Genomic DNA, 13,282 nt, shown 5'->3' on the forward strand with positions numbered 1-13,282 from the left:
GCGCACCGATCCACTGTCCGACTCAGTGCGCGGCCGCGGTTCACGGGCGCGAATCGCGGATCCGCCCCAACGCCTTACGCACGACTTCCGGATCGGACGTCTCCCAGAACGGTGGTAGCGAGGCTCGCAGATACCCGGCGTAGCGGGCGGTGGCGAGCCGCGGATCGAGGACGGCCACCACACCCTTGTCGTCGACGCTGCGCAGCAGACGCCCCACACCCTGTGCGAGCAGCAGCGCCGCGTGATTGGCTGCGACGGAAAGGAACCCGTTACCACCGCGCGACTCGACGGCCTTCTGCCGGGCGACCAGCAGCGGATCGTCGGGGCGGGGGAAGGGGATGCGGTCGAGGATCACGAGGCTCAGGGACGGGCCCGGCACGTCGACACCCTGCCACAGCGACAGCGTGCCGAACAGCGACGTCGGCTCGTCGCCGGCGAACGCCCGGACGAGGGCGCCCGTCGAGTCGTCGCCCTGGCACAGGATCGGGGTGTCGAGCCGGTCGCGCATCGCCTCGGATGCGGCCTTCGCGGCCCGCATCGACGAGAACAGTCCCAGCGTGCGCCCGCCGGCCGCCTCGACGAGTTCGGCGATCTCGTCGAGATACGCGGGGGAGAGCCCGTCCCGCCCCGGCGGCGGAAGCTGCTTCGCGATGTAGATGATGCCGGCGCGGGCATGGTCGAACGGCGACCCGACGTCGAGGGCGTTCCATTTGAACGTGCCCGAATCGGACGGTGCCTCGGAGCCGGTGGCCATCGCCGGATCGATCACGACGGACGATTCGGCCGGAAGTCCCCAGTTGACCGCCAGACCGTCGAACGACCCGCCCACGGTCAGCGTGGCGGACGTCAGGACCACGGTCGATTCGGCGAACAACCGGGAACGCAGCAGCCCGCCGACCGACAGCGGCGCCATCCGCACCACCCGGCGGATCGAACCGCGATTGTCGTCGGCGGCCAGCCACACCACGTCGTGACGCTTGGCCGGATCCGGCTCGTCGAAGGCGCTGAGAACGCGGACGGCGCTGTCGTGCACCTCCTCGACCGAAGCGAGTGCGGTGTTGCGCGCCGCGGCGGCCTCCGGGTCGCTCAACGCCATGCCGGGACGGGACGGGCCGATGGCCGTGCGCAGCGACCACGCGGCGTCGCGGACAGCGGCGAGCGCGGGGGCCGCGCCGGGCGGCAGCGCCTCCCACCGTTCCGGCCGCAACTCCTCGAGCAGTGCCGCCCAGCCCTCGCCCGCGGCCTCGAGACGGTCTGCGTCCTGCTCCTCGACGAGCTTCGCGCAGCGCCGGGCCGCGGCACTGATCGTCGACGCCGCCAGTTCCGCGGTGGCGACGTTCGTGACCCGGTCGACCAGTTCGTGCGCCTCGTCGACGACCACGACGTCGTGTTCGGGCAGGATCGCGATTCCGGTGATGGCGTCGATGGCGAGCAGAGCGTGGTTGGTGACGACGACGTCGACCTGCGAGGCCTCCGCGCGGGCACGCTCCGCGAAGCAGTCCTCGCCGACCGGGCACCGGGACTTGCCGAGGCATTCCCGGGCGGTGACGCTGACCTGGCGCCACGCCTTGTCGCTGACTCCGGGGGCCAGGTCGTCGCGGTCCCCGGTCTCGGTGTCCGAGGACCACTCGGTGAGGCGCTGGACCTCACGTCCGAGCCGCGACACCGCGAACGGGTCGAACAGCTCGTCCGTGGGAGGCTCTTCGGCGGACCCGGTGTGGATCTTGTTCATGCACAGATAGTTGTTGCGGCCCTTGAGGATCGCGAAGTGCGGTCTCCGGCCGAGCGAACCCTCGAGCGCGTCCGCGAGCCGCGGCATGTCGCGGTCGATCAGCTGACGCTGCAGTGCGATGGTGGCCGTCGAGACGATGACCGTCTTCCCGCTCTGCACCGCGTGCCGGACGCTCGGCACCAGATAGGCGAGGGACTTGCCGGTGCCCGTCCCGGCCTGGACGGCCAGATGCTCCCCGGTGTCGATCGAATGCGCAACGGCGGAAGCCATGGTCAGCTGGTTGGACCGCTCGGCACCGCCCAGCGACCGCACCGCCGTGCGCAACAGCTCGGGGACGTTGGGGAGGTTTTCAGGCACCCGAGCAGGTTACTCGGGACCTACGTCAGAAATCGTCACGCGGTCCGAGGGGGCGTCCGCGTCGCGGCCCACGAGGCGCACCCCGGCGGTCCGCATCGCGGAAATCGCGGCCTCGACGGTCGCGGGGGCGACACCTGCAGTGAGGGGGAGATGGACACGCGTCGGGAACCCGGCGGCCACGGCGTCGAGTGCCGTCGCGACCACGCAGTGATCGGTGGCGATCCCCACGACGTCGACCTCGGTGACTCCGGCCGCACGCAGCCATTTCTCCAGGCTCTGGCCGTCGGAGTTCCTGCCCTCGAAGCCCGAGTAGGCCGCCGAGAACTCGCCCTTGGAGAACACCGATTCGATGCCGCTCAGGTCGAGGTCGGGGTGGAAGCCCGCGCCGGACGTTCCCGATTTGCAGTGCACCGGCCACGTGTCGACGTAGTCCGGTTCTTCGGAGAAATGGTGGCCCGGGTCGATGTGGTGGTCGATCGTCGCCGCGACGACGTCGTATTCGGTCGCGGTCAGGAAGCGGCTGATCGCGGCCGCGACCGCGGAACCGCCGTCGACGGCGAGGGAGCCGCCCTCGCAGAAGTCGTTCTGGACGTCGACCACGAGCAGCGCCCGCCGGACGTCGGTGTTCTCGGTGTCGGTCATGGTGCCCTCCTGGATTCGGGTTCGGCGAAGCGCACCGGGATCGCGGGCTCGCCGTGGGAGAGCTTCAAGCCCTCCCAGGGCAGGCTGACAAGACCCGCAGCCAGGAGGGATCTGCTGTCCTCCAGGGTAGTCGTGTCGCAGACGGTCTCACCGCCCCGCACCAGCGGAACCAGCAGTTCCCGCGCCTCGAGGCCGGCCGCGCCGGGTGCGTCCGAGTGGGCCGAGTACACGACCTCCTCCACCAGGGTTCCGGTGTCACGGGCGAATCGCAACGCCCGCTTGGTGCCGCCCCGCGACGCCTTGTTGCTGCTCCTCTTCTCGACGGGGATGCCGTCCACCTCGACGAGTTTGTAGACCATTCCGGCGGTCGGCGCGCCGGAGCCGACGACGACGGACGTGCCGACGCCGTAGACGTCGACCGGTTCGGCCCGCAACGCGGCGATGGCGTATTCGTCGAGGTCGCCGGAGACGACGATCTTCGTCCCGGTCGCACCGAGGTCGTCGAGTTGCCTGCGGACCTGCCGGGCCAGGACACCCAGATCACCGGAGTCGATCCGGACGCCCCCGAGTTCGGGGCCCGCTACCTCGACTGCGGTCTTGACGCCCTCGGTGATGTCGTAGGTGTCGACGAGGAGCGTGGTTCCGACTCCGAGTGCCGCGACCTGCGCGCGGAACGCCGCCGCCTCGTCCGGCCCGTCCAGGGTGGTGTGCAACAGGGTGAACGCGTGCGCGCTGGTACCCGCACCGGGCACTGCGTGCCTGCGGACCGCCTCCAGATTCGACGTGGCCGTGAAACCCGCGAGATAGGCGGCGCGGGAGGCCGCCACCGCGGATTCCTCGTGGGTGCGCCGCGAACCCATCTCGATCATGGGGCGTCCGTCGGCGGCACTGACCATGCGTGCGGCGGCGGACGCGATCGCGCTGTCGTGGTTGAGAATCGACAGGCTCAGCGTCTCGAGCAGGACGCATTCGGCGAACGTTCCACGGACGGAGAGGATCGGGGAGCCGGGAAAGTAGAAGTCACCCTCTCGGTAGCCGTCGATGTCACCGCCGAAGCGATAGTCCCGCAGCCATTCGACGGTCGCCTCGTCGAGGAAGCGGGACACGATCCCGAGTTCCGGCTCGCCGAAACGGAAGTTGGACAGCGCGGACACGAGACGGGCGGTGCCGCCGACGACTCCGTACCGGCGACCGTCGGGCAGCCGGCGGGCGAACACCTCGAAACTGCAGCGTCGATGGGCGGAACCGTCGGCGAGGGCCGCCGACAGCATCGTCAACTCGTACTGGTCGGTGAACAAGGCGGTGCTGTCTCTGGACACTCGGCCACTGTAAGCCGCGGTGTCGCGCAGTGGAGCAGCGTCGTACCCTGGTGTCATGGCTCATTGCTCGACGACAGCTCCATTCGTGGATGCCATGCCGGCATCGCCGCAGGTCACCCCTGCAGAGTCGGAGGTCGTCGAGGTCGATGAAGCCAATGATCGTCCCTGGGTCACGGTCGTGTGGGACGATCCGGTGAATTTGATGCACTACGTCACCTACATTTTCCAGAAGCTCTTCGGTTACAGCAAAGCCAAGGCCACGGAATTGATGATGCAGGTCCATTCCGAGGGGAAGGCCGTGGTGTCGAGCGGCTCCCGGGACAAGGTCGAAAACGATGTACGCAAGCTGCACGCGGCGGGCCTGTGGGCCACGATGCAGCGTGACGGCAGCTAACTTTCCGTTCGGACAGTAAGGAACTCGGTACACGACGTGCGGATGTGGAGCAGGAAGAACTCGCTCGGCGGTGTGAAGCTGCGTTCGGAGATGGACGCGCACGAGGCGACGGTGTTGCGATCGCTGGTCGCCTCCGTCCTCGGTCTTCTCGAGGAGCGGGCCGCGTCCGCCCCGGAGGACGAACTCGCGGCGCTGACCGGGATGCGGACGGGCAACACGACGGCACCCGACGAGGAGGTCCTCGCGCGGCTGCTGCCCGACTTCCACCGTCCCGACATGGACGCGCCGGACGACGACGAGATCCGCGCCGAATCGAAGGCCGACATCAACGGTGCGCTGCGCGGACTCCACGAACCGGAGATCATCGACGCCAAAGTGGCGGCCGGCTCGGTCATTCTCCACACGGTGCCCGAGAACGGCGGCAAGGTGCTGCTCACGCCGGAACAGGCCGACGCCTGGCTCAGCGGGCTCAACGACGTCCGGCTGGCGCTGGGCACCAACCTGGGCATCGACGCCGACACACCCGACGAACTCGATCCCGCCGATCCCCGCGCACCGCACCTCGACATCTACCACTGGCTGACCTGGATGCAGGACTCGCTCGTTCAGGCACTGGCACCGTGACGACCACGACGCCGGGCCGCACCGATTCGCTCGTCGATGTGGTGGGTCTGAGCGTCGGACACCACCACGAGCTCGACGCGGACGCCACGCTGGGAAGCGGTGCGGCCACCGGGTGCACGGTGGTCCTCGCGCCGCACGGCGCGACCGGTGCGGTTGACGTCCGTGGCGGGGGCCCGGGCACCCGGGAAACCGACCTCCTCGACCCCAGCCACAGTGTCCGGAAGGTTCACGCGATCGTCCTGACCGGCGGCAGCGCCTACGGACTCGCCGCCGCGGACGGCGTCATGCGGTGGCTCGAGGAGCGCGGTCACGGAATCGCCATGGGGGAGCCCGATCAGGTGGTTCCGATCGTTCCCGCCGCCGTGATCTTCGATCTGCCGGTCGGTGACTGGCGCACGCGTCCCACCGCCGAATTCGGTTATCGGGCAGCAGATTCTGCGTCGCACACCGTGCTCTCCGGTTCGGTGGGCGCCGGGGTCGGGGCGCGTGCGGGCGCACTCAAAGGGGGTGTCGGAACGGCGAGCGTCGTCGTCACGGACGGTCCGGCGAAGGGCATCACGGTGTCCGCGCTGATGGTGGCCAATCCCGTCGGAACCGTGTTCGATCCGGCGACCGGACTGCCCTGGGGCGTCGCCACCGTGGGTGCAGCCGCTTTCGGGCTCAGACCGCCGGTCGCCGCCGAGGTGTCGGCGGCGCGCGAACTGATCGCCAAGAGCACCGTCCTCAACACCACCATCGGCGTCGTCGCGACCGACGCCGTCCTGGGGAAGGCGGCGTTACGCCGCGTCGCCGTTGCGGGCCACGACGGGCTCGCCCGCGCGATCCGGCCGGCGCATTCGCCGCTCGACGGCGACACGATCTTCGCGCTCTCCACCGGCATCCACCCGGTTCACCACCCGGAGGGGGTACCCGACGCGTTCCCGCCTGATCTGCCCGTCGTCGACGCCGTCTGCACTGCCGCCGCCGAAGTGGTGGAGAAGGCCATCGTCGACGCCGTCCTGAGCGCCACCCCCGTCGCGGGAATTCCCACCTATCGCGAACTGTTCCCTTCTGCATTGCGTTCCTGAGGTACGGCGGTCCGGAGATATCGGGTCGGTGGCCGACTCGACGGTCCGCACCTAGGATGGCGCTCACGGAGGTGGATGACGTGCTGGTGATTCGATCGGACTTCGTCGAGGCGATGGTGGCGCATGCGCGCGCCGACGACCCGGACGAGGCGTGCGGGGTCATCGCCGGGCCGGAGGGTTCCGACCGCCCCGAACGCCACATCCCGATGATCAACGCCGAGCGTTCGCCGACGTTCTACCGATTCGACTCGGGTGAGCAACTGAAAGTGTGGCGCGCGATGGACGACGCCGACGAGGTGCCCGTCGTGATCTACCACTCGCACACCGCCACCGAGGCGTACCCCAGCCGGACCGACGTCTCCTTTGCGTCCGAACCGGACGCCCACTACGTGCTGATCTCCACCCGCGACCCCGACGTTCACGAACTGCGCAGCTACCGCATCGTCGACGGTGTCGTCACCGAGGAACCCGTCGACGTGGTCCAGAGCTACAAGTTCGCCCACACGTCCGTGGCAGACATCCCCGACAAGTGACGGTGCCGTCCCTCGCGACGGGCCCGCGGCAACTAAGACATCCACATCCCGAGGAGCCGACCATGGCTGTCACAGTTTCGATCCCCACCATCCTGCGTACCCACACCGGCGGTGAAAAGCGGGTGGAGGCAACAGGTCCCACACTCTCCGCCGTCATCGACGATCTCGACGGCAACTATGGCGGCATCAAGGACCGCCTGATCAACGACGGCCGTCTGCACCGCTTCGTCAACGTGTACGTCAACGACGAGGACGTCCGATTCTCGGGCGGACTCGACACCGAGGTGGCCGACGGGGACTCCGTGACGATCCTGCCCGCCGTCGCCGGAGGCTGATCGCGGTCGTGGCGCGGTTCGATTCGCTGATCGACACCCTCGGCGACACACCCCTCGTCGGGCTGCCCCGGCTGTCGCCGAGCTGGAACGGCGCTACGCCGGTCCGCCTGTGGGCGAAGCTCGAGGACCGCAACCCCACCGGTTCGGTGAAGGATCGGCCGGCCCTCCGCATGATCGAGCAGGCCGAGAAAGACGGCACCCTGACGCCCGGGGCGACGATCCTCGAACCGACCAGCGGGAACACCGGGATCTCGCTCGCGATGGCCGCGAAACTCAAGGGGTACCACCTGATCTGCGTGATGCCCGAGAACACGTCCGTGGAACGCAGACAATTGCTGACGATGTTCGGTGCGCAAATCATCGATTCACCCGCGCGCGGTGGCTCGAATCAGGCTGTGGCCGTGGCCAAGGAGCTGTCCGCGGAGCATCCCGAGTGGGTGATGCTGTATCAGTACGGCAATCCCGCGAATGCGCTGGCCCACTACGAGACCACGGGCCCCGAGATCCTGCGCGACCTTCCCGAGATCACCCACTTCGTCGCGGGTCTCGGCACCACCGGAACCCTGATGGGTGTGGGACGCTACCTTCGAGAACACGTCGACGGCATCGAGATCGTGGCGGCGGAGCCCCGCTACGGGGAACTCGTGTACGGCCTCCGCAACATCGACGAGGGCTTCGTTCCCGAGTTGTACGACGAATCCGTCCTCACCTCGCGGTTCTCCGTCGGCCCCGCCGACGCCGTCCGCCGCACCCGGCAACTGATCGACAACGAGGGCATCTTCGCGGGCATCTCGACCGGCGCGATCCTCCACGCCGCGCTGGGGGTGGCGCGCAAGGCCGTCAAGGCCGAACGCGCGGCGAACATCGCGTTCATCGTCGCCGACGGTGGATGGAAATATCTGTCGACCGGCGCATACGGCGGTACGGTCGAGGAAGCAGAAGAAGCATTGGAAGGGCAGTTGTGGGCATGACAACAGGGGTGTGTGGATCATGACTTCGCCGTTCGACTCCTCGCGATTCGACTCGCCGGTACCGCGGGGTGGCGCGTCGCCGGCGCCCTCGTCGAAGTCGAAGCCGTTGTGGCTGCAGTCCGCGATCCTCGTCGGCACCTTCACGATGCTGCTGTACGTCATCGAGATCGTCGACGTGCTGTCCGACGAGCGACTCGAACAGAACGGCGTCGAACCGCGCTCGATCGACGGGCTGTGGGGGATTCTGTTCGCCCCGGTCCTGCACGACGACTGGGCACACCTTGCCGCGAACACCGTCCCACTGCTGGTCCTCGGGTTCCTCGTGCTGCTGTCGGGCATCGCCCGCGGCCTCGCCGCCACCGGGATCGTCTGGGTGGTCGGAGGTCTGGGCACCTGGTTGACCGGCGGATCCTATTCCAACCACATCGGCGCCTCCGTCCTCATCTTCGGCTGGCTCGCCTACCTGCTGGTCCGGGGAATCTTCGCGCGCAGCCTCGGCCAGATTCTCGTCGGCGTGGTGGTGTTCGTCGTCTACGGCAGCCTGCTGTGGGGTGTGCTGCCCAGCGCGCCCGGTGTGTCCTGGCAGGGACATCTGTTCGGCGCGGTCGGTGGTGTCGTCGCGGCCTGGCTGCTCTCCGCGGACGCCAGGAAGCAGCGGGCCCGGAAAGCGGTGGGGCCACAATCGTTCGGGTGATCGGCCCAGCCCGGTCGGCGCAAGCCCCCGACGCGGGTGATCAGGTCACAGTTCCCCATCGGTTGTGACGTCGACGCGCCAATTCCGTCGGAAGCTTTTTCCCAAACGGGTCGTCGTGGCAGCATGGCGGGTATGCGCATTACCGTCCTGGGGTGTTCAGGGAGCGTCTCCGGACCAGACTCACCTGCATCGGGTTATCTGTTGACCGCGCCGGACACACCGCCGCTGGTACTCGACTTCGGACCCGGTGTCCTCGGTGCGCTCCAGCGGTTCGCCGATCCCGGCGAGGTGTCCGTCCTCCTCAGCCACCTGCACGCGGACCACTGCCTGGACCTCCCCGGACTGCTCGTCTGGCGTCGCTATCATCCGCACCCGCCGAAGGGTCGCGCACTCATTTACGGCCCGTCCGACACCGCCCGCCGGATCGGCGTGGCGTCCGCGGAGTGCGGCGGCGACATCGACGACATCTCCGACACGATCGACCTGCACCACTGGATCGACGGCGAACCGGTCACGTTCGGCGATCTCACCATCACCGCGCGCCGGGTCAACCACCCGCCCGAGGCGTACGGGTTCCGCCTGACCAACGGTGCCGGGCGCACCCTCGTCTACACCGGCGACACCGGCATGTGTGAAGAAGTGATCGACCTCGCCCGCGCGGCCGACGTACTGCTCGCCGAGGCGTCGTGGACGCACAGCCCGGATCGGCCCGAAGGGATCCACCTGTCGGGTACCGAGGCCGGACAGGTCGCACACCGCGCCGGTGTCGCCGAACTGCTGCTCACCCACATACCGCCGTGGACGTCCCGCGAAGACGTCATCGCCGAGGCCAAGGCCGAATTCTCCGGCCCCGTGCACGCAGTGTCCGCGGGCGGCGTCTACACCGTCTGAAGCCGTGTGCCCGCGCCCCGCGCGGGGGCGACTAGGCTCTCTGCCGTGACCACACGAGAAGACGGTAGGGCGGACGACGAACTCCGCGAGGTCAAGATCACCCGGGGCTTCACCACTCATCCCGCGGGATCGGTGCTGGTGGAATTCGGAAACACCAGGGTGATGTGCACGGCCAGCGTCGAGGACGGTGTTCCCCGCTGGCGTCAGGGCTCCGGACTCGGCTGGCTGACGGCCGAATATGCCATGCTGCCCGCCGCGACCCACACCCGTAGCGGCCGAGAGTCCGTCAAGGGCAAGGTCGGTGGACGGACCCAGGAGATCAGCCGGCTGGTCGGACGCTCCCTCCGCGCCTGCATCGACCTCGCCGCCATCGGTGAGAACACCATCGCCCTCGACTGCGACGTGCTGCAGGCCGACGGCGGCACCCGCACCGCCGCCATCACCGGCGCGTACGTGGCCCTCGTCGACGCGGTGACCTACCTCCGAGCCGCCGGCCGTCTCGCCGACCCCCAGCCGATTTCCTGCGGCATCGCCGCGGTGAGTGTGGGCGTCGTCGACGGACGTGTGCGCCTCGACCTGCCGTACGAGGAGGACTCGCGCGCCGAGGTCGACATGAACGTGGTGGCCACCGACACCGGCACCCTCGTCGAGATCCAGGGCACCGGCGAAGGTGCGACGTTCCCGCGGACCACGCTCGACAAACTGCTGGATTCCGCGCTCGCGGGGTGCGAGCAGCTCTTCGAGATCCAGAAGGCCGCACTCGAACTGCCTTACCCCGGTGTGCTTCCGGAGCCGAAAGTCCCGGAGCCGTCGAAGAAGAAGTTCGGGGGCTAGATCGTGCCCGAAACCACACGAGTACTGGTGGCCAGCCGCAACGCGAAGAAACTCCGGGAACTGCATCGCGTGCTCGCGGCGGCCGGCGTCGACGGAATCGAATTGATCGGGCTCGATGCCGTGCCCGAATACCCCGAGGCCCCCGAAACGGGTGCGACGTTCGAGGATAACGCCCTGGCGAAAGCGCGTGACGGCGCCGCCGCAACCGGATTGCCCTGTGTCGCAGACGATTCCGGAATCGAGGTGGACGCGCTGAACGGCATGCCCGGAATTCTGTCCGCACGGTGGTCGGGCACGCACGGAAACGATCCCGCGAACACCGCCCTGGTCCTGGCTCAGCTCGGTGACGTGCCCGACGGCCGCAGGGGAGCGGCATTCGTCTCGGCGTGCGCGCTCGTGGTGCCCGGCGGCGAGGAATCGGTGGTCCGCGGCGCATGGCGGGGGAGCATCGCCCGCGAGCCCGTCGGCGACGGCGGATTCGGTTACGACCCGGTCTTCGTGCCCGACGGGGACACCCGATCGGCCGCGCAGCTGTCACCCGAGGAGAAGGACGCGTCCTCGCACCGAGGGCGGGCGCTCGTGCAGCTCGTCCCCGCCCTGGCGGCGCTCACCGGGCGCTGACACTCGCAACGGTTCACGGGAGGAGGTTCGCGTGTCGCCGATGATGGTGCCGCAGACACCGCTCGGCTGGCTGACCTACGTGATCGCGATGATTACCGGGCAGCCGGTCATCATGTGAGGGAGTCGACCGGTGGAATCAGAGACCGAAGTCGCGGCGGACCTGCTTGGTCCGCTGGTGCTCCACGTAGAACGACAGGAACGGAATGGTGCCCGCAAGGAGCGTCCCGACCGTTCGGCCCGCAGGCCAGCGCACCTTGACCGCCAGGTCGAGCGTCACCAGCAGGTAGACGAAGTACACCCAGCCGTGGACGACGGCGATCCAGGTGGGCAGGTTGTCGACCTTGAAGATGTACTTGGCCACCATCTCTGCGGTGAGGACCAGCAGCCACACACCGGTGGCGTAGGCGAGGACGCGGTAGCGCAGGAGCGCGGGGGCGATCTTCTTCTGCTTCGCGGTGTCTGCGACCGAACCGGCAGTCGTCTCGTCTTGGCCCGTGCTCACGTGGTGCTCCTATCGGTCTCGCGAGCAGACAGCTCGGCGAGGTACTGGTTGTACTGCGAAATCTGCCGGCTCTCGAGGTCGTCCGGATCGTCGTCTTCGGCCACCGAGGGCCGAGGGGGCAAGACGTCGGCCGGGATCTCCCGAAGTTCGGTGGGAGCGTCCGGGACGTCGGCGGTGTCAGCCGGTTCGGCGTCCTCGAGCTGCACGAATCGCCGATAGGCGTAGACGAGGAACGCCGCGAACAGCGGCCACTGGAACGCGTATCCGAGGTTCTGGCCGGTCCCGCCCACCGCTTCGAAACGTATCCACTGCCACCAGCCGAGTGCGAGGCACCCGACAGCCCCGATGACCACCAACAGGATCAGCGCGGGGCGGCGTTGCTTACGGTTACCGGACACGTAACGACGGTACCTGAATCGCTGAATGCGCTGCTAGGAGAGGTTGCCGCTATGGCGACGGTCACAGCCGTCGCGAGCGCCCGACGGGCCGTCGAGCTAGTCGGAACACGGCCGCCGAATCAGCAAGAGCCGAGAAGTGCGCGAGGGGGGATTCGAACCCCCACGTCCTTTCAGACACCAGGACCTAAACCTGACGCGTCTACCCTTCCGCCACTCGCGCGCGAAGCACAGACTACGCCATGTGCGCGACACTCTGGCGCACATGGCGTCAGCCGGTGTGCTTGCCTCCGTTCCCGCTCTTTCGCCCTGCCCACGTCGCAGTCTGGCTGTGGCAGTTGGGGCAAAGGAATCGAACTTCCTCCAAGCGGGAGCCCAACGGGCCTCCCCGTATGTACTCGACTCCAGCCTCGATCAGGGCGCGGCGCAACAGGTGTGGCTTCACTCGTGCGCTCCCTGGTGGTCGTTCTAGCGAATCTGCTCCCACGACATGCGATTGCGAGCCGGTTTGCCCTTCGTGTGTGCACTCCCGGTGAAGTGCGTCGTATCGATCCCGAACTTCTTGATTCGACGACTCAGGCGGGCTTGCATTCCCCGGACGGACGCAGCCCGAGATGGCGGATGACGTCAGCGACGCTCGTCGATTCTGCGACCGCCTGCGCGAGCACTTCTCGCGTGTACTTCATCTCGCACCCGCCACCCGCCGCTGCGCGCGCTGGTATCGCCAGACGGCATGGGTGAATGTGGCATGCGTGATCTCCAGCTGCGCTGCTGCCGCGGCGACGAGATCTTCGGCGTCTGAAGTCGACGGGGGGGAATCGAGATCGAGTGCCTCGCCGAGGAAAACACACACCAAGTGGTGAGATCCGGCGGTGCGGACGCCGAGTTGCACGGTGAAGCACTCCCAGGTGGCGACACCGAACCCGGGCACTGCGACGAGCGCGTTCCGCTGGGCCTCGTCGTCGCGGAGATCCGCCGAGGTGGTGCACCCCAGCTCGGCGAGCGAGCGTGCCGCCGAGGCGACGGCCTCGGCCTTGGTGGTGTAGTTCCCCGGTACTCGCTGCCGGTTGTTCAGGACGGCCAGGAGGCCTTCGGGGTCATCGGCGTGCGCGGCGAGTGCCGTGAGGTCGTCGAGAGGTGCGGCCCGGTGGTCGCGCCAGCGGGTGATGACGGCGCGGACCCCTGTGGTGGGCGTTCCGTACGTCGCGCGGGCCGAGAACGCGGCATCGAGCAGACCGGCTTCGATCTCGTGCGGCCAGCCCTCCGTCCAATGCGGCCACGACTCTCGTGGCAGTCGGGCGTCGACGTGATCGAGTAGGGCGCGGACGTGGGCTGTGCTCATTTCTTCCCCCCGGAGAATGGCTGTCGGCA

At 68.3% G+C, this 13,282-nt stretch carries 16 protein-coding genes, 1 tRNA gene and 1 pseudogene; 10 read left to right on the top strand and 8 right to left on the bottom strand.

Annotated elements, in window-relative coordinates; translation table 11 throughout:
- Window positions 1-40: 40 nt before the first annotated feature.
- The 3 genes from ACFWAY_RS28810 to ACFWAY_RS28820 are packed head-to-tail and all read right to left on the bottom strand — an operon-like array spanning window position 41 to window position 4,107.
- Window positions 41-2,089: an ATP-dependent DNA helicase gene (locus ACFWAY_RS28810; protein ID WP_378513000.1), complete on the bottom strand. Its 2,049-nt coding sequence runs from the start codon at window positions 2,087-2,089 to the stop codon at window positions 41-43.
- A 9-nt stretch (window positions 2,090-2,098) separates the two neighbouring features.
- Entirely contained in the window at window positions 2,099-2,731 is a 633-nt protein-coding gene (locus ACFWAY_RS28815) for an isochorismatase family protein (RefSeq protein ID WP_378513001.1), read from the bottom strand.
- The gene (locus tag ACFWAY_RS28820) at window positions 2,728-4,107 is read right to left on the bottom strand and encodes a nicotinate phosphoribosyltransferase (protein ID WP_378513002.1); all 1,380 of its coding nucleotides are present in this window, start codon (window positions 4,105-4,107) and stop codon (window positions 2,728-2,730) included. The genes ACFWAY_RS28815 and ACFWAY_RS28820 overlap by 4 nt, the downstream gene beginning before the upstream one ends.
- Here ACFWAY_RS28820 and clpS point away from each other — a divergent pair.
- The 10 genes from clpS to rdgB all read left to right on the top strand — a co-directional run bounded on the left by clpS (window position 4,106) and on the right by rdgB (window position 11,014).
- Window positions 4,106-4,444, top strand: a complete 339-nt coding sequence (gene clpS, locus ACFWAY_RS28825; RefSeq protein WP_378452114.1) for an ATP-dependent Clp protease adapter ClpS — start codon at window positions 4,106-4,108, stop codon at window positions 4,442-4,444. The two genes, ACFWAY_RS28820 and clpS, sit on opposite strands and share 2 nt — an antisense overlap.
- A 36-nt stretch (window positions 4,445-4,480) precedes the next feature.
- Window positions 4,481-5,068: a DUF2017 domain-containing protein gene (locus tag ACFWAY_RS28830; protein ID WP_378513003.1), complete on the top strand. Its 588-nt coding sequence runs from the start codon at window positions 4,481-4,483 to the stop codon at window positions 5,066-5,068.
- On the top strand, window positions 5,065-6,135 hold the full coding sequence (locus ACFWAY_RS28835; protein ID WP_378452116.1) for a P1 family peptidase: 1,071 nt from the start codon (window positions 5,065-5,067) through the stop codon (window positions 6,133-6,135). The genes ACFWAY_RS28830 and ACFWAY_RS28835 overlap by 4 nt, the downstream gene beginning before the upstream one ends.
- A 56-nt stretch (window positions 6,136-6,191) precedes the next feature.
- Complete coding sequence (locus ACFWAY_RS28840) at window positions 6,192-6,668, top strand: Mov34/MPN/PAD-1 family protein (protein ID WP_378513004.1); 477 nt, start codon at window positions 6,192-6,194, stop codon at window positions 6,666-6,668.
- A 62-nt stretch (window positions 6,669-6,730) separates the two neighbouring features.
- The gene (locus ACFWAY_RS28845) at window positions 6,731-7,003 is read left to right on the top strand and encodes a MoaD family protein (RefSeq protein WP_009474135.1); all 273 of its coding nucleotides are present in this window, start codon (window positions 6,731-6,733) and stop codon (window positions 7,001-7,003) included.
- Window positions 7,004-7,011: 8 nt separating this feature from the next.
- Window positions 7,012-7,974: a PLP-dependent cysteine synthase family protein gene (locus ACFWAY_RS28850; protein ID WP_378513005.1), complete on the top strand. Its 963-nt coding sequence runs from the start codon at window positions 7,012-7,014 to the stop codon at window positions 7,972-7,974.
- Between the two features lie 19 nt (window positions 7,975-7,993).
- On the top strand, window positions 7,994-8,668 hold the full coding sequence (locus tag ACFWAY_RS28855) for a rhomboid family intramembrane serine protease (protein WP_378452118.1): 675 nt from the start codon (window positions 7,994-7,996) through the stop codon (window positions 8,666-8,668).
- Window positions 8,669-8,800: 132 nt separating this feature from the next.
- Window positions 8,801-9,559, top strand: coding sequence for a cyclic nucleotide-degrading phosphodiesterase (locus tag ACFWAY_RS28860; protein WP_378452119.1), 759 nt, complete (start codon window positions 8,801-8,803; stop codon window positions 9,557-9,559).
- Between the two features lie 45 nt (window positions 9,560-9,604).
- On the top strand, window positions 9,605-10,393 hold the full coding sequence (rph, locus tag ACFWAY_RS28865; protein ID WP_378513006.1) for a ribonuclease PH: 789 nt from the start codon (window positions 9,605-9,607) through the stop codon (window positions 10,391-10,393).
- Between the two features lie 3 nt (window positions 10,394-10,396).
- Window positions 10,397-11,014 (top strand): RdgB/HAM1 family non-canonical purine NTP pyrophosphatase, encoded by a 618-nt coding sequence (gene rdgB, locus ACFWAY_RS28870; RefSeq protein ID WP_378452121.1) that lies wholly within the window; start codon window positions 10,397-10,399, stop codon window positions 11,012-11,014.
- A gap of 136 nt (window positions 11,015-11,150) precedes the next feature.
- Here rdgB and ACFWAY_RS28875 read toward each other — a convergent pair whose 3' ends face one another.
- From ACFWAY_RS28875 to ACFWAY_RS28895, 5 genes and pseudogenes are all read right to left on the bottom strand, one after another.
- Entirely contained in the window at window positions 11,151-11,516 is a 366-nt protein-coding gene (locus tag ACFWAY_RS28875; RefSeq protein ID WP_005248298.1) for a DUF3817 domain-containing protein, read from the bottom strand.
- Window positions 11,513-11,914, bottom strand: a complete 402-nt coding sequence (locus ACFWAY_RS28880; protein WP_378513007.1) for a transcriptional regulator — start codon at window positions 11,912-11,914, stop codon at window positions 11,513-11,515. The genes ACFWAY_RS28875 and ACFWAY_RS28880 overlap by 4 nt, the downstream gene beginning before the upstream one ends.
- A gap of 137 nt (window positions 11,915-12,051) precedes the next feature.
- Window positions 12,052-12,134 (bottom strand) — tRNA-Leu (locus ACFWAY_RS28885).
- A 48-nt stretch (window positions 12,135-12,182) separates the two neighbouring features.
- Window positions 12,183-12,597: pseudogene (locus tag ACFWAY_RS28890) on the bottom strand (HNH endonuclease).
- Complete coding sequence (locus tag ACFWAY_RS28895) at window positions 12,594-13,253, bottom strand: hypothetical protein (RefSeq protein ID WP_378513008.1); 660 nt, start codon at window positions 13,251-13,253, stop codon at window positions 12,594-12,596. Before ACFWAY_RS28895 ends, ACFWAY_RS28890 begins: the two are co-directional and overlap by 4 nt.
- Between the last annotated feature and the right edge of the window lie 29 nt (window positions 13,254-13,282).

Origin of the sequence: Rhodococcus sp. NPDC059968, assembly GCF_042738615.1 — a bacterium.
Classification (GTDB): domain Bacteria; phylum Actinomycetota; class Actinomycetes; order Mycobacteriales; family Mycobacteriaceae; genus Rhodococcus_F.